16 protein-coding genes are annotated in these 15,536 nt (G+C 70.0%); 7 read left to right on the plus strand and 9 right to left on the minus strand.

Translation table 11 applies throughout. The features are described from left to right. Positions 1-44 precede the first annotated feature (44 nt). The 5 genes from rpsG to ASD30_RS12860 form a co-directional block, all read right to left on the minus strand. Complete coding sequence (gene rpsG, locus ASD30_RS12840; RefSeq protein ID WP_056681804.1) at positions 45-515, minus strand: 30S ribosomal protein S7; 471 nt, start codon at positions 513-515, stop codon at positions 45-47. After that, positions 515-889 carry a 30S ribosomal protein S12 gene (gene rpsL / locus ASD30_RS12845; protein WP_056681807.1) on the minus strand — a complete coding sequence of 125 codons (375 nt, stop codon included), beginning with the start codon at positions 887-889 and terminating at the stop codon, positions 515-517. Before rpsL ends, rpsG begins: the two co-directional genes overlap by 1 nt. A 158-nt stretch (positions 890-1,047) precedes the next feature. After that, positions 1,048-2,349, minus strand: a complete 1,302-nt coding sequence (locus tag ASD30_RS12850) for an MFS transporter (RefSeq protein WP_056681809.1) — start codon at positions 2,347-2,349, stop codon at positions 1,048-1,050. 51 nt (positions 2,350-2,400) lie between these two features. Next, on the minus strand, positions 2,401-2,850 hold the full coding sequence (locus ASD30_RS12855) for a MarR family winged helix-turn-helix transcriptional regulator (protein WP_056681812.1): 450 nt from the start codon (positions 2,848-2,850) through the stop codon (positions 2,401-2,403). A 50-nt stretch (positions 2,851-2,900) separates the two neighbouring features. Continuing rightward, positions 2,901-3,530: a hypothetical protein gene (locus ASD30_RS12860; RefSeq protein ID WP_056681814.1), complete on the minus strand. Its 630-nt coding sequence runs from the start codon at positions 3,528-3,530 to the stop codon at positions 2,901-2,903. Positions 3,531-3,725: 195 nt separating this feature from the next. Here ASD30_RS12860 and ASD30_RS12865 point away from each other — a divergent pair, with 195 nt between their 5' ends. From ASD30_RS12865 to ASD30_RS12880, 4 genes are read left to right on the plus strand one after another with little or no spacing between them, the layout of a single operon-like run. Continuing rightward, a complete protein-coding gene (locus tag ASD30_RS12865; protein WP_056681817.1) occupies positions 3,726-4,490 on the plus strand; it encodes a hypothetical protein in 765 nt (254 codons plus the stop codon). Positions 4,491-4,513: 23 nt separating this feature from the next. After that, positions 4,514-5,209, plus strand: coding sequence for a class F sortase (locus ASD30_RS12870; protein ID WP_056681819.1), 696 nt, complete (start codon positions 4,514-4,516; stop codon positions 5,207-5,209). Between the two features lie 22 nt (positions 5,210-5,231). Next, a complete protein-coding gene (locus ASD30_RS12875; RefSeq protein WP_056681822.1) occupies positions 5,232-5,945 on the plus strand; it encodes a YcnI family copper-binding membrane protein in 714 nt (237 codons plus the stop codon). Next, positions 5,945-7,615, plus strand: a complete 1,671-nt coding sequence (locus ASD30_RS12880) for a copper resistance protein CopC (RefSeq protein WP_056681825.1) — start codon at positions 5,945-5,947, stop codon at positions 7,613-7,615. The genes ASD30_RS12875 and ASD30_RS12880 overlap by 1 nt, the downstream gene beginning before the upstream one ends. A 36-nt stretch (positions 7,616-7,651) precedes the next feature. Here the strand turns inward: ASD30_RS12880 and ASD30_RS12885 are convergent, their stop codons facing one another. Further along, entirely contained in the window at positions 7,652-9,142 is a 1,491-nt protein-coding gene (locus ASD30_RS12885) for an NCS2 family permease (protein ID WP_056681828.1), read from the minus strand. 95 nt (positions 9,143-9,237) lie between these two features. On the opposite strand from ASD30_RS12885, the gene ASD30_RS12890 reads away from it, so the two are divergent. Both ASD30_RS12890 and helR read left to right on the plus strand, forming a co-directional pair. Further along, complete coding sequence (locus ASD30_RS12890) at positions 9,238-9,507, plus strand: DUF2530 domain-containing protein (RefSeq protein ID WP_056684921.1); 270 nt, start codon at positions 9,238-9,240, stop codon at positions 9,505-9,507. A gap of 150 nt (positions 9,508-9,657) precedes the next feature. Beyond that, entirely contained in the window at positions 9,658-11,823 is a 2,166-nt protein-coding gene (gene helR / locus ASD30_RS12895) for an RNA polymerase recycling motor ATPase HelR (protein ID WP_056681831.1), read from the plus strand. Between the two features lie 45 nt (positions 11,824-11,868). Here helR and ASD30_RS12900 read toward each other — a convergent pair whose 3' ends face one another. Further along, positions 11,869-12,654 carry a DUF3027 domain-containing protein gene (locus tag ASD30_RS12900; RefSeq protein ID WP_235529948.1) on the minus strand — a complete coding sequence of 262 codons (786 nt, stop codon included), beginning with the start codon at positions 12,652-12,654 and terminating at the stop codon, positions 11,869-11,871. A 121-nt stretch (positions 12,655-12,775) separates the two neighbouring features. Here ASD30_RS12900 and ASD30_RS12905 point away from each other — a divergent pair, with 121 nt between their 5' ends. Then, positions 12,776-14,290: an MFS transporter gene (locus ASD30_RS12905; RefSeq protein ID WP_082563815.1), complete on the plus strand. Its 1,515-nt coding sequence runs from the start codon at positions 12,776-12,778 to the stop codon at positions 14,288-14,290. Between the two features lie 33 nt (positions 14,291-14,323). Here the strand turns inward: ASD30_RS12905 and ASD30_RS12910 are convergent, their stop codons facing one another. Beyond that, a complete protein-coding gene (locus tag ASD30_RS12910) occupies positions 14,324-14,719 on the minus strand; it encodes a cold-shock protein (protein WP_056681834.1) in 396 nt (131 codons plus the stop codon). Between the two features lie 103 nt (positions 14,720-14,822). Then, positions 14,823-15,449: an HAD family hydrolase gene (locus tag ASD30_RS12915; protein WP_056681837.1), complete on the minus strand. Its 627-nt coding sequence runs from the start codon at positions 15,447-15,449 to the stop codon at positions 14,823-14,825. Between the last annotated feature and the right edge of the window lie 87 nt (positions 15,450-15,536).

Consider the following 15,536-nt stretch of genomic DNA (forward strand, 5'->3'; position numbering starts at 1 on the left):
CCCTCGAAAAGAGTTGGTCGCGATGACAGGCTCGAGAGCCTGCGTCACCAGCGGTAGTGGGCGAAGGCCTTGTTGGACTCGGCCATCTTGTGAGTGTCTTCGCGCTTCTTGACAGCGGCACCGAGGCCGTTGCTGGCGTCGAGGATCTCGTTCATCAGGCGCTCGGCCATCGTCTTCTCACGACGGTCCTTCGCGTAGCCGACGAGCCAGCGCAGCGCGAGCGTGGAGCCTCGGGTGCCCTTGACCTCGACCGGAACCTGGTAGGTCGCGCCACCGACACGGCGGGACTTGACCTCGATGGCCGGCTTGACGTTGTCGAGTGCACGCTTGAGCGTGACGACGGGGTCGGTGCCGGTCTTCTCGCGGCAACCCTCGAGCGCGGTGTAGACGATGCGCTGGGCGACCTGCTTCTTGCCGTCCATCAGCACCTTGCTGACGAGCTGGGAGACGACAGGCGAGCCGTAGACCGGGTCGACGTCGATCGGGCGCTTGGGAGCGGGACCCTTGCGAGGCATTAGCTCTTCTCCTTCTTCGCGCCGTAGCGGCTACGGGCCTGCTTGCGGTTCTTGACACCCTGGGTGTCGAGCGAGCCGCGAATGATCTTGTAGCGAACACCGGGGAGGTCCTTCACACGACCGCCGCGGACGAGCACGATCGAGTGCTCCTGGAGGTTGTGGCCAACGCCCGGGATGTACGCCGTGACCTCGACGCCGCTGGACAGGCGCACACGGGCGACCTTGCGCAGGGCGGAGTTCGGCTTCTTCGGGGTGGTGGTGTAGACGCGGGTGCAGACGCCTCGGCGCTGCGGCGATCCCTTCAGGGCAGGCGTCTTGTTCTTCGACACCTTGTCCTGGCGGCCCTTGCGGACCAACTGCTGAATGGTGGGCACCTTGGTGGTTCCCCTTCGTTGTCTCTCACAGGACCCGACGACTTGTCGGGAACGAAAACTGCTCAAATGCCCGGTTGGGCATGGTGTCCGGGTGGTGCTTGGCAACCCCGTCTGGCCACCCCCGCGCTCGGGCGTGTCGGCCGTTTCAGATGCGCCGACTATTTTCGAGCACGCGCAACGGCCGGGTTGTCCCAGACACGAGGGAACACGTTACCCGGTGCCCCAGCGGGGGTCAAAACGGAACGAGAGCCCCTGTTCATGCGCCAGAACACCAGCACGGCCACGCCGACACCGGCGATGGTGAGCAGACCACCGAAGATCAGGGTCCAGCGAGCCCCGAAGGACTCCCCGATCCACCCGATCACGGGTGAGCCGAGGGGCGTACCGCCCATCACGATGGTCATGTAGAGCGCCATCACCCGACCGCGCAGCTGGGGGTCGGACTCGAGCTGCATCACCGCGTTGGCGGAGTTGAGCAGGGTGAGCGTGCAGAGGCCGATCGCGGGACTGAACAGCGCGAAGGCGACGTACGACGGCATCAGGCCGGCCACCACCTCGGCGATGCCGAACCCGAGCGCAGCCACGACCAGCAGCCGCATGCGGATCCGGACCCGGCGGGCGGCCATCAGGGCACCGGCCAGCGAACCGATCGCCATCGTCGAGCCGAGCAGGCCGAACTCACCGGCGCCCTTGCCGTAGACGTCGGTCGCCATCAGCGCGGACGTGATCTGGAAGTTCATCCCGAACGTGCCGGCGAAGAAGACCAGGATCAGGATCATCACCATCTTGGGCTTCCCCCTGACGTAGCGGACCCCCTCCCGGAGCGCCCCCGGGGCGCGTTCGACCCGTTTCGGCGTGTGGAGGAGGTCGGCGTCCATGCGCTCGAGCTGCCAGATGACGGCGGCGTAGGAGACCGCGTTGATCAGGATCACCCAGCCGGTCGCCCAGGCGCCACCGCCGAGGGCACCGATCATCAGGCCGGCCAGGCCGGGGCCGAGGATGCGGGCCATGTTGAACGTGGCCGAGTTGAGCCCCACCGCGTTGGTGAGGTCGTCGGCGTCGACCATCTCCGAGACGAACGACTGGCGGGCGGGGGCGTCGAAGGCGGAGGCGATGCCGAAGACGAAGGCGATCGTGTAGACGTGCCAGACCTCGACCACACCGAGCACGGTGATCAGGCCGAGGGCGAACGAGGCGACACCCATGGCGGCCTGGGTCACCTGCAGCAGGCGGCGCTTGTCGAAGCGGTCAGCGATCACGCCGGCGTACGGCGAGAGGAGCAGGACGGGCAGGAACTGGAGTCCGGTGGTGATGCCGAGGGCGGTGCCGCTGGCCGTGAGGACCAGGATCAACCAGTCCTGGGCCACTCGCTGCATCCAGGTGCCGACGTTCGAGACGAGGCTGCCGGCGGCATAGCGCCGGTAGTTCGGGTTGTGCAGGGAGCGGAAGGTGGGACTCACGGCCGAGCCTCAGCGTGCTGACGAGGGAAGGGGTGCGGGATCAAAGCGTGGTCAGTCCTCCTCTGCCATGCGTTGCAGGATCGGGGCGGCGGCACGCAGGACCGCGCGCTCCTCGGTGGTCAGGTCGGAGAGGCGCCGGGCCAGCCACGCGTCTCGACGTGCACGGTCGGCCAGGAGGGTCTCTCGACCCTTCTCGGTGAGTGCCACGACGACCTGGCGGCCGTCGGACTCGTGGGGGCGGCGGGTGGCGTAGCCGCCGTCGACCAGGCTGTTGACGGTGCGGGTCATCGACGGCGGCTGGACCCGCTCTCGACGGGCCAGCTGGCCGACGGTGCAGTCGCCGTGGCGCGCCAGGCAGCCGAGCACCGCCATCGTCGGGATGCTCAGCTCGTTGTCGGGAGCACGCTCGGACGTGAGACGTCGACGCAGGCGCATGACCGAGAGCCGCAACTCCGAGGCCAGCCCCGCATTGGTGCGGACGGCTTTCTCAACAGTTGGCATGTGTTTAGCATAGGTCATTACCCATGCTAAGCAAATTCAAGGGACGCGACTCAGGTGTGCTTCTCCCAGCACGCCAGCACGCTGGTGGCCACGGCGTAGGCCAGGTCCGCCTGCGTCATGTCGCCGTCCGGGCCGAGCCCGTCGGGCAGTGCCGTGGCGTCGACCTCGAGCGTCTTGTCGTCCTTGATGAACACGGCGACGCCGTCGCCGGTCTCGTAGGCGGGCAGGCCGAGGCTGGTCATGCCGACGATGTCCTGGGCGTCGTCGAGCGTCGTCCGCAGTGTCTCGTAGTGGTCGCGCCCGGACTGCGCGTCGGTGGCGTCGTGGACCGAGAGGACCAACGGACCCTCGGGGAGGCTGTAGGTGCAGGTGTACATCGGCTCGGACCACGACGCCTGGCGCGTCGGGGCCTTCCCGAGACCGGAGATGCGCTGCACGTCGTCGGCGACGTCACCGTCACACACCATGCGGGCCGCGGGAGACGGCTCGGCGCCCGCTGGTTCGGCGCCGCCCGACTGCATCTCGTCGTCGGACATCACCGAGCCGTCGGGCATCGTGTGGGAGCCCGTCGAGCTCTTGTCCGGCGCGGGCTTCGACTCGTTGTCGGCCGCCGTCGAGCCGCAGCCGGTCAGCAGCACCGAGGCCGCAGCGACCGCAGCCCATCGTGTCGTGCGGTTCATTCCAGACTCCCGTCGTCGTGCCGGATCGCGAACGGTTCACCAGTGGTTCGTCCCGGAGGCACACCCGGATTGGTGTGGCTCCGTCCCGGAACTTGGCAGATCCCACCAATCCGATGGCACGAGTGGTCCGAATCACTCGCAACTGTGCTCGCCCGCACGATTCAGAAAGGGCGAGCCATGGAGGAGGAGTCTTCAATGAAGAAGCCGATCCGATTGCTCATTCCCCTTGCGGCAGCAGCCGTGACCATTGCGATGTCACCCACTGCCGCGTTCGCTGACGGCGCCGACGGCACCTACCAGACGAGCCTCGACCCGCTGAACGGATCCTCTGGGTCCGGCATGGCCATGATCACCGTGCAGGGCGACCAGGCCACGGTCGAGCTCAGCTGGAGCGGGCTGCCCAAGACGTTCATGAACGCCGACTACCCGCACGTCCAGCACATCCACATCGGAGCCCAGGGCACCTGCCCGTCGGGCCTCGCCCTCGACAAGAACGGCGACGGCATCGTCGACACGGTCGAAGGCACTCCGGCGTACGGCGACATCGGCACCACGCTGTCGGTCAAGGGCGACACCAGCCCCAAGGCCGGCACCAACATCAAGATCGCACCCGGAGGCGACAGCCTCGAGTACAACCGCACCATCACGCTCAGCCAGGACACCGTCGACCAGCTGAGCTCGGGCACCGGCGTGATCGTGGTCCACGGGCTCGACCCGGCCACGCTGAGCAAGAAGGCCGCCAACGCCAAGAGCAAGCTGGTGCCGTCGCTGCCGCTGGCCGCAACCGCCCCTGCGCTCTGCGGCGCCCTGGACAAGACGCCCAGCGGTGGCGTGGACACCGGTAGCGGCTCGACCGCCGGCGTGGAGAACCTGGGCATGTTCGCCCTGGGTGGCGGCCTGCTCTCGGTCGCAGCCGTCGGCATGATGGCCCGCCGTCGCCGCGTCGAGCAGGACGCCTGACCGGAAGGTCGAAGGTTCCTGACATGTCGGTCACTGGCGGTCGCCGCGGCGGGCTCCTGCTCGCCGCGGTGGCCGCCGTCGGCATCCTGGTCCTGGTCCTCGCCCTGAAGGGCCAGGACCCCGACCCGCCGCCGGCACCTGACGACACCGGTTCCCTCGACGCGACCCGCGACCCCGGGAGCGCCTCACCCGACGGCTCCCCCGGTTCCTCGACGCCGGGCAAGGCGGCCGAGGAGAAGGACCCGCCGCTCGGGCCCTCGACCCCGATCACCCTCACGGTCCCGAAGATCGGGGTCGACTCCGAGGTCATCACCGTCGGCACCGCGGACGACGGGACCCTGGAGGTTCCGCAGCCCGGCCCCGACCTCGACAAGGCGGCGTGGTTCGACAAGTCGCCGACACCGGGGCAACCGGGACCTTCGATCATCGAGGGACACGTGTCCACGGAGGAGGGCGCGTCCGTCTTCCTCGACCTCGGCCGACTGCGTCCCGGGGACAAGGTCACCGTCGACCGGGAGGACGGCACACGCGCGACCTTCACGGTCTACGCCCTGCGCACCTTCGACAAGGACCGCTTCCCGACGAAGCTCGTCTACGGCGGGGACCTGAGCACTCCGACGCTGCGGCTGATCACCTGCAGCAACTTCGACCCCAACGTCGGACACCACACCGGAAACCTCGTCGTGTTCTCGAAGCTCACCGCCGTCCACGACGGGTGACCCCCACCTGAGGAGATGCCCCATGAAGGCAGCTCGACTGCTCGCCCTGCCCTGCGTCACCGCCCTGGTCGTGCTGGGTACGCCGACCGCCGCCGACGCCCACGTCACGATCACCGCCTCTGAGACCGGCGCCGGGGCCTCGACCGTGCTCACCGCGAGTGTGGGCCACGGCTGCGAGGGGTCCGCGACCACCCGGATGACCTTCCGGATCCCGGAGCAGATCCTCTCGGTGACCCCCACCCGCAACCCGTTGTGGAAGGTGCGCACGCAGATCGTCCCGCTCGACGAGCCGGCCACCGACGCCCACGGCAACACGGTCACCGAACGGGTGGGCACGGTCACCTACACGGCAAGGACTCCCCTGCCCGACGGCGTACGCGACACCTTCGAGCTGTCGTTGACCCTTCCCGACGCCGAGGGCGAGACCCTCGCCTTCCCGGTGATCCAGACCTGCGAGAAGGGCGAGACCGCCTGGACCGAAGTGGCCGCCGAGGGCCAGGACCCGGAGCAGCTCGAGTCGCCCGCGCCGACGGTCACGATCAGCGGTTCCGAGAAGGCGGGCGCCGAGGGCACCGGGCACGCTGAGAGTGCCGCGCACGAGGAGGGCACTGCGAGCGACGCCTCCGGGGGCTCCCCCGAGGCAGCATCCCGCTCGATGGAGATGGCCGCCTTCGGGGTCGGCATCCTGGGACTGTTGGTGGGAGGGGCGGCGCTGGTCCTCGTACGCCGACGCTGATGGCGCGGCGTCTGGCGCGGATCGCGCTGGCCGTCGTCGCCGGGCTCCTGGTCGTGCTCGGATCGGCGGGACCGGCCTCGGCACACGCCACCCTCGTCGGCTCCGACCCGGCCGAGGGCGAGGTGCTGGTCTCGGCACCCGACCGGGTCACGCTCACCTTCGACGAGGGCGTCACCCTTCCGTCCGACGCGGTCTCACTCTTCGACGCCGACGGTCGGTCACTCGACTCCGACAGCGCCGCCCGGGACCGTCAGGTGACCGTCGATCTCCCCGACGAGTTGGGCGACGGCACCTACGTCGTCACGTGGCGCATCGTCTCCGACGACGGTCACCCGGTGGCGGGGTCGCTCACGTTCTCCGTCGGCAAGCCCAGCGAGCACGTGGCCGCGCCGGGTCAGGTCAGGGACCCGTCGACCGCGGTCTCGGGCACGCTCGGTGTCGCGCAGGGCGCGTTGTACGTCGCGTTGCTCCTGGCCGCGGGACTCATCGCCTTCGCCTGCCTGCTGCTGCCTCCGGGGGCGAACGTGGGCCGGGTGCGCGGGCGGCTCACGGTGGTCACCCGGGTGTGTGCCGCGGTCGCCGGGCTCGCCGCACTCGCGGTGGTGCCGTTGACCGCCGTGCACCAGCAGCTCCTCGGTCTCGGCGACCTCGCATCGGCTGGTGCGTGGGACCTCGCACTGGTGGGCGACGACCTGACGATCGCCCTCCTGGTGGCGTCGGGCCTGGGCGTCGCGGTCGTCGTACTCACCGCGGCGGGGCGTGCCCGGGGCTGGACCCGACGCCTGCGCGCGGTCGCCCTCGCCGGAGCGACCGTCGCGGTCGTCGCTCCCGCCCTGGTCGGGCACGCCCGCACCACTGGTCCACAACCGCTCGTGCTGGCCACCGACATGCTGCACCTGGTGACCGGAGCGGTCTGGCTCGGCGGACTCGTCGGGCTCGCCCTCACCCTGGGAGCCCTGCGCCGACACGGCGATCTCGCGGCCCGCACGCTCGCCCGGTTCTCGACCGTGGCGGCCGGCACCCTGGCCCTGCTGGTGGTCGCGGGATCGTTCATGGCCTGGCGCATCGTCGGCTCCTGGGACGCGCTGTTCGGCACCCGCTACGGCACGGTCCTGATGGTCAAGGTCGGCATCGCGGTGCTCGTCATGGCGGTGGCCGCCGCCAACCGCTGGGTGCTGCTCCCCCGCGCGCTGGCCACCCCCGACGACGGCACTCCGCGCCATGCCTTCGACCTGGTCCGCCGCTCGGTCACGGTCGAGACGTCGCTGCTGGTCGTCGTGCTCGGGCTGACCGGGTTCCTGGTCTCCCAGTCACCCGAACCTCGACCCGCGGAGCCGGCACCGGCTGCTGCTGCGGAGTTCGTCTCGGCCGACATCGGTGACCTGACCGTGCTGGTGCTGCTGACGCCGCCGTCCCCGGGCCGCACCACGCTGCACGTGCACCTCGAGGACTCGGCCGGACGGCCCGTGTCGCCGTACGCCGCACCCGTGGTGTCGATGCGCTCGGACGACGTCGACCTCGGCGCCGTACCCCTGGAACGCTCGGGCACTGGTGTCTACACGGCCCCCGTCGTGCTCCCGGAGCCCGGCGACTGGCAGGTCCAGGTCAGCCTGCGGGTCGACGAGTTCGACAACCCCGTCGCCACCCTCACCGTCCCCGTGCCCCGTTGACCCGTCGCCAGTTCCGATCGACCCGTCGCCAGTTCGTCAGTTGATCCACGAGCTGATCGGGCTGTAGGCGAAGTAGACGACGAACAGGACGGCCACGATCCACATCAACGGGTGGACGTCGCGCAGCTTGCCCATCACGACCTTGAGCAGCACGAACGCGAGGAACCCGGCGCCGATGCCGACGCTGATCGAGTAGGTGAACGGCATCAGCACGATGGTCAGGAACGCCGGGATCGCGATCTCGGGATCGCGCCACTCGATGTCGCCAACCTGCTGCATCATCATGAAGCCGACCAGCACCAGGGCCGGCACAGCGGCTTCCGAGGGAATCGCTCCGACCAGGGGCGTGAGGAACATCGCCAGCAGGAACAGCACGCCGGTGACGATCGAGGCCAGTCCGGTGCGGGCGCCCTCGCCCACGCCCGACGCCGACTCGATGTAGGACGTGTTCGACGAGACGCCGCCCGCGCCACCGGCGATCGCGGCCACGGAGTCGACGATCAGGATCCGCTGGGTGTTGGGCGGGATGCCCTGCTCGTCGTTCAGGCCCGCCTCGGCGCCGATCGCGGTCATCGTGCCCATGGTGTCGAAGAAGTCGGCGAGCAGCAGGGTGAAGACCAGGAGTACGGCGGCCAGGATGCCGCCCTCGACAGAGTCGAAGGCGCCGAACAGGTTGAACTCGCCGAGGGTGGCGAAGTCGGGCTTGTCGAACACGGAGCCGTCGAGCGACGGGACACTCAGCGCCCACCCGTTGGGGTTGCTGCCATCGGACTGCACGGCGCCCAGGTCACCGATCGCCTCGACGATCACGGCGAGCACGGTGCTGGCGAGGATCCCGATCAGGATCGCGCCGCGGACCTTGCGCACCCACAACCCGACCATCAGCGCCAGCCCGACGACGAAGACCAGGACCGGCCAGCCGAGCAGGTGGCTGTCGACGCCCAGCTGGACTGGCACGGTGGTGGTGAACGCGTCGGGGATGCGCGTCACGAAGCGCGCGTCGACCAGGCCGACGAGCGTGATGAAGAGCCCGATGCCGACCGAGATGGCCACCTTCAGCTGCCGTGGCACGGCGTGGAAGACCGCCGTACGGAACCCGGTCAGCACGAGCACCAGGATCACGATGCCCTCGAGCACGACGAGCCCCATCGCGTCGGACCACGTCGACTGCCGGGCGATCGTGTTCGCCACGAACACGTTGAGGCCAAGGCCGGTGGCCAGCGCCAACGGGAAGTTCGCCACCGATCCCATCAGGATGGTCAGCAGACCGGCGATCAGCGCCGTCCCCGCGGCGATCGCCGGGATGCCCGAGCCGGGATCGGTGCCTCCGCCGAGGAAGTTGCCCTCGGAGTCGGGCACGTAGCCGAGGATCAGCGGGTTGAGCACGACGATGTAGGCCATCGTCAGGAACGTGACGAGACCACCGCGGAGCTCCTGTCCGATGGTGGAGCCGCGTGCGGAGATCTTGAAGAACGAGTCGATGCCGGAGGTCGCCCGAGGCTGCGCAGGTGAGTTCACGATCCGCATCGTGGCAGATCCGGGGACCTGTTGGCACTCCTCCCCGTTACGGCGACGTCACGGGGTGGACTAGGTTTCGTCCTGTGGAGCACGAGGACCAGCCGATGACGCACGAGATCGGCAACCGCACCTACATCGTCGCGGACGTCGATCCGCTCGACGTCGACGGCGTGCGCACCCTCGAGGTCGGCACCGGGCTCTGGCTGCTCGGTTTCCTGGCCCTGCTGCCGTTCTACGGGCGTCTCTCCGACGACGGCCACCTGTGGTGGCTGTGGACCTGCATGGCCGGATTCGGGCTCGGCCTCTTCGGGCTGGAGTTCTGCCGGCGCCGGCGCAAGGCCCGCGAGGAGCGCACCGCCGAGGGCCCCGCCTGACCTGCGGTTCGCAGACTCAGGGCACGAAAAAGGAGAGGCCCTCGCCTCTCCACTCCCAAGGTATAGCGCAGGTGGGGGCTTGCCGCAAGGCCCCGTTCATGCCGCAGAATCTCCGGGCCATGGCCTCCTGCAGCGATCGGAACTGATGCCGTGAACCCCTTGCCCACCAGTGCGTTCCACCTTCCCGACCACCTCACCCACAAGGACGACCCGGCCCTCGTCGCCGGCGACGAGAAACACTTCGCGGTCATCGCGGAGAGCCTCGAGCAGGCCATCGCCGACCTGGAGCAGCGCCTCGACGAGACGCGCAAGGCCCCCGGGGGCACCGGCCAGGCGGCGATGGACCGCGACCTCGAGGTGCACCGGCTGACCAACCGGCTGCGCACCATGCGCCGCTTCGGGCTCGACCTGTGCCTGGGCCACATGGTCGCCGTCGACGACCAGGAACCGGTGTACGTCGGGCGCCTCGGCCTCACCGCCCCCGACGGGCGGCGCCTGCTGGTCGACTGGCGCTCCCCCGCCGCCGAGGCGTTCTTCGGAGCCACCCACGGCAACCCGATGGGGCTGGCCAGCCGACGCAGGTACCGCTGGACCAGCGGCCAGGTCACGGACTACTGGGACGAGGTGTTCACCCCGGACGGCATCGAGGCGCGGGCCGCACTCGACGACCAGTCCGCGTTCATCGCCAGTCTGGGCAGCAACAGGTCGGCCCGGATGCGCGACGTGCTCGGCACGATCCAGGCCGACCAGGACGCGATCATCCGGGCCGGGTCCCGTGGCACCCTCGTGGTCGACGGCGGGCCCGGCACTGGCAAGACCGTGGTGGCCCTGCACCGCACGGCGTACCTCCTCTACTCCGACCCTCGGCTGGGTCACCGGCGTGGAGGCGTGCTGTTCGTCGGTCCGCACCAGCCCTACCTGGCCTACGTGTCCGACGTGCTCCCCAGCCTCGGCGAGGAAGGGGTGCAGACCTGCACGCTCAGGCACCTGGTCCCCGAGGGCGCCACCGCACCGGACGAGGCCGACCCCGAGGTGGCCCGCCTCAAGGCCACCGCCGACATGGTGCGGGCCATCGAGCCGGCGGTCCGCCTCTACGAGGAGCCGCCGAAGGAGGGCATGGAGGTCGAGACCCACTGGGCGGACCTGTGGCTGAGCACCGCCGACTGGGTGGAGGCCTTCGAGTCGCGCGAGCCCGGCACGCCGCACAACGAGGCCCGCGACCAGGTCTGGGAGGAGCTGCTCACCATCCTGGTCGACAAGCACGAGACGGATGACGAGGTCACTCCCGAGATGGTGCGCTCGTCGCTGGCGCAGAACGCCGACCTGCGCGCCGAGTTCGGCAAGGCCTGGCCGTTGATCGAGCCCACCGACCTCGTCGGCGACCTCTGGGAGGTGCCGGCCTACCTGCGCATGTGCGCCCCGTGGCTGACGCCCGAGGAGGTTCGCACCCTGCAACGCGACGACCCGTCGGCGTGGACCGTCTCGGACCTCCCGCTGCTCGACGCCGCCCGGCAGCGCCTCGGCGACCCGGAGGCGTCCCGTCGCCGGCGTCGGCACGAGGCCGCCGTCGCCGCCGAACGCGAGGAGATCGCGGCGGTCGTCGACCACCTGATCGAGGACGACGACTCGGAGATGAAGCTGATGTCGATGCTGAAGGTCTCGGACGCCCAGAGCATCATCGTCGACGAGTCGGCCCAGCCCGGCGTGGAGCCGGACCTGCTGGCCGGGCCGTTCGCCCACGTCGTCGTCGACGAGGCGCAGGAGCTGACCGACGCGGAGTGGCAGATGCTCCTGCTGCGCTGCCCCTCACGCAGCTTCACCATCGTCGGCGACCGCGCCCAGGCCCGGCACGGCTTCACCGAGTCGTGGCAGGAGCGGCTCGAGCGCGCCGGCCTCGACCGGGTCGAGATCGCCACCCTCGGCATCAACTACCGCACGCCCGAGGAGGTCATGGTCGAGGCCGAGCCGGTGATCCGGGCCGCGCTGCCCGACGCCAACGTGCCGACCTCCGTCCGCAGCAGCGGCCTGCCCGTGGTGCACGGGCGTACGGCGGAGCTGGCCGCGACGGTCGACGAGTGGCTGGCCGGGCACGAGGAAGGCGTCGCCTGCGTCATCGCGACCTCCCCGGAGAACTGGGCGATCCCCGACGACCCGCGGGTCCGGGCCCTCACCCCGGAGCTGTCCAAGGGGCTCGAGTTCGACCTCGTGGTGCTGATCGACCCGGACACCTTCGGCTCGGGGATCGAGGGCGCCGTCGACCGCTACGTCGCGATGACCCGCGCCACCGAGCGACTGGTGGTGCTGCGCAGCACGTGACGCGCCGGCCGTCGTACGGCGGTCAGGCGGCCGTCGTGTGACGGGTCAGAACGCGTCGACCTCGTCGATGGTGAGGGTGTCGAAGACGTGGTCGGGCATCGGGAGCGGCTGCTGCTTCTTGGTCAGCTGGGCCTCGGAGTGCGCACCGCAGCCGTGGCCCAGTGCGACCACGCGTCCGTCGTCGTTGGCGTTGCCGTTGGCGCAGACGCCGAAGGTCACCGACAGCGGACCGGCCAGGCGCACGAGGAACCCGCACGACCAGCAGTTGGCCGGGGCCTGCTGCGCGATGGGTGCCAGCGGGCCTGCCTCGCCGTCGTACCACCGCTCGGCAGCCAGGTCGCGGCCCTCGAGCGAGAGCGTGCGCACCCGGCCGAGGCCGAGGTCGTCGGCCACCTGGCGCAGCTGTGCGTCGTCCTGCTGGTCGAGCGGGTCGACGGCGCTGTCTCCGACGAGGTACGTCGGGACCAGGCGGGCGTCGTCGTCCTCGACGGGCAGCAGGTCGCCGGGCGACATGTCGCCGGGCTGGATGCGCTCCTTGTAGGGCACCCAGGCCGGGGCGGTGATCGACTCGGGGCCGGGAATCAGCACGATCTCGTCGACCGTGGCCGCCTTCTGGCGGGAGGCCCGGGTGATCGTCACCGACCAGCGCCAGCCCGTGTAGCCCGGACGGGTGCAGTCGAAGTAGTGGCTCAGGACCCGGTCGCCCTCCTCCTGGTGACCGAGGTGCTCACCGATGTCGGAAACGGGCACGTCGGCGGCCAGGGCAGCGCGGGCCGCGTCGACGGCAGCGACAAGGGCGCTGTCGGACTTGGTTCGGGTTGTCACGGTCACGTGCGTGATTGTGTCCCATGCGAGCACGTATTGTCTTGCCGGGTAGGGGTTCGGCAGGCGATTCACCAGACGGGGAGGGTTCGGCTCGCATGATGTCGGGGGCACCGGGCAGGATGGCGGCATGACCACACGGCCGCCCGACGATCCCCACCAGGACCCGTCCCGCGATCCCCACCAGGGCCCCGGTGACGCCACCGACGGCCATGGGTACGACCCCTACGGGCCCACCCACACCAAGGGTGAGAACGCGATCCGCTTCGCCAAGGCCACCGGTGTCGGTGCCCGGGCGGTGGCCCGTGGCACCGCCAAGGCGAGCAAGGCGACCTTCCGGGTGGCGCGCCGCGCCTCCCACGCCGAAGGAGCCGGAGACTCGGGCCTGTTCCGCCTGATCGAGCTGCACGCCTTCAACGCCGCCGGAGACACGGCGGTGGCGATCTCGTTGGCCGGCACGCTGTTCTTCCAGGTGCCGACCGGTGAGGCGCGCGGCCAGGTGGCCCTGTTCCTGGCGATGACGATGCTGCCGTTCGCAATCGTCGCGCCGCTGATCGGCCCGTTCCTCGACCGGTTCAGCCACGGCCGACGCTGGGCCATCGGCAGCACGATGGCGATCCGCGCCTTCCTGTGCTGGGTCCTCGCCGCCGCGGTGGTCACCGAGTCGACGTGGTTGTTCCCTGCCGCCCTGGGCGTGTTGGTCTCGTCGAAGGCCTACGGCATCACCAAGGCCGCGGCCGCGCCACGCCTGGTGCCCGAGGGCGTCACGCTGGTGAAGGCCAACGCACGCATCGGTCTGGCCGGTGTGGTCGGCGCCGGTGTCTCGGCCCCGTTGGCTGGTCTCGCCGCCACCTTCGGTCCCGAGTGGTCGCTGCGCTACGGCTTCGTGGTCTTCATCGGTGCCACCATCCTGGCCATCCTGCTGCCCCGCAAGGTCGACTCCTCAGCCGGCGAGGCACACCTCGAGCTGATGCCCGGGCCGTCCGCGCGGGCCAACCCGCAGCGCCAGAGCATGCGCATCCCCGCACCCGTGGCGTTCGCGCTGCGGGCCAACTGCGGGCCACGGTTCCTCTCCGGCTTCCTCACGATGTTCATGGCGTTCCTGCTGCGCGAGAACCCCATCGACGGGTGGGAGGACAGACAGGCGATGCTCCTCGGCCTCGTGATCGGGGCCGCAGGGCTGGGCAACACCCTCGGCATCTTCCTCGGCTCGATCCTGAAGAAGGTGAACCCGTCGGTCACCGTGGTGGTCGCACTGCTCGCCGACGCGGCGATGGCGCTGGTGGCTGCCCTGTTCTACGGGCTGATACCACTGGTCGCCCTGGGTCTCACGGCAGGACTCTCACAGTCGCTGGCCAAGCTCTCGCTCGACTCGACGATCCAGACGCACGTGCACGAGCGCGTGCAGACCAGCGCGTTCGCCCGCTCCGACACCATGCTGCAGCTGGCCTGGGTGGTCGGCGGGTTCGTGGGCATCGCGATGCCGCTGATCCCCCGCCTGGGCCTCGGCGTCGGGTTCGCCGTGCTCGCCGCGTGGGCCGTGTTCGTGCTCGTCGTACGCGGTGGACCGGCGCGGCGGCCGCGGCCGCCGTACCCGCACCAGCCCCCGCACGAGCCGCAGACGGTGCCCGGCGAGAGCTACTGACCGCTGGGGCCTGGGCCGTGTGAGAGATACGGCCTAGAGCTCGAGCTCGTCGGCCAGCGCGCGGAGCAGCTTCGCGGTCGGTCGGGCGGTCTTCGCCTCGGGGTGCCGGCCGCGACGGTAGCCCTCGCCCACGTCGTCGAGCAGGCGGATGAGGTCCTCGACGATGGTGGACATCTCTTCGGGGGTCTTGCGCTGCGCCTTGGACTTGTTGCGCGCCACGGACACCGGGGCGTCGACCAGCTTCACCTGGAGGGCCTGGTCGCCCTTGCGGCCCTGGGCGATGCCGAACTCGACCTTGGTGCCGGCCTTGAGCACGGTGGTTCCCTCAGGAAGGGCCTCGGCGCGTACGTAGACGTCGGGGCCGTCCGTCTGGGACAGGAAGCCGAAACCCTTCTCGGCGTCGTACCACTTCACCTTGCCAGTAGGCACTGGAGTGCCCCTCTCTGATGTGCGCTACCTGCGTGCGCGCTGCCTGATCGTGCTGCGCCCGGTCGTACGACGCAGTCCTGCATGCGGAGCCTATGGTGCGACGTCACCCGGAGGCCAATGCGATTCCGAGGTGGTCGTCGAGCCAGGCCGGAAAAGCGGTGAGGTCGTCGAGCACGACGTGGGTCCCGGCCGCCTCGAGCTCCTCGCGGGTGCAGCCGCCGGTGAGCACGGAGACGCTGAGGATGCCCGCCGCCAGCGCGCCTTCGACGTCGTGCACGTGGTCGCCCACGTAGATCGTCGCGCCCTCCTTGCGGAGCACGTCGGCCTTCCCGACACCCCACACCCACCCTTCGAGGTGGTCGATGTCGAGACCGAGGTGGTCGACGTGGCGTTGCGCGTTGGTGGCCACCTTGCCGGTGACCAGGATGTTGCGACCGCCCAGTCGGCGTACGGCGGCCAGGGACTCGTGCGCACCCGGGAACACCGACACCGAGGCAATGGCCAGGTCCGGGTAGAGCGCCCGGAAGCGGTCGCCGGCCGGGTTGACCTGCTCCTCCGGGAGGTGGTCGCGCAGCATCATCTCCAGCGGCGGGCCGAGCCGGCGGGTCATCTCCTCGACCGGGAAGTCGACGCCGAGCTCGTCGCCGAGCGCCGCCAACGTGGCCGCGAATCCCGGAACGGTGTCGATCAGCGTCATGTCGAGGTCGAAACCGACCACAGGGCCCGTCATGTGTGACAGCCTAGGTGCAGGTGCCCAGCGCCTTGTGGGGACGGAATTGAAACCGCCCCCCGACGCTGCCACCATGGGGGTTTCGGT

The organism is Nocardioides sp. Root140 (assembly GCF_001426745.1).
In the GTDB taxonomy this organism is placed as follows: Bacteria; Actinomycetota; Actinomycetes; order Propionibacteriales; family Nocardioidaceae; genus Nocardioides.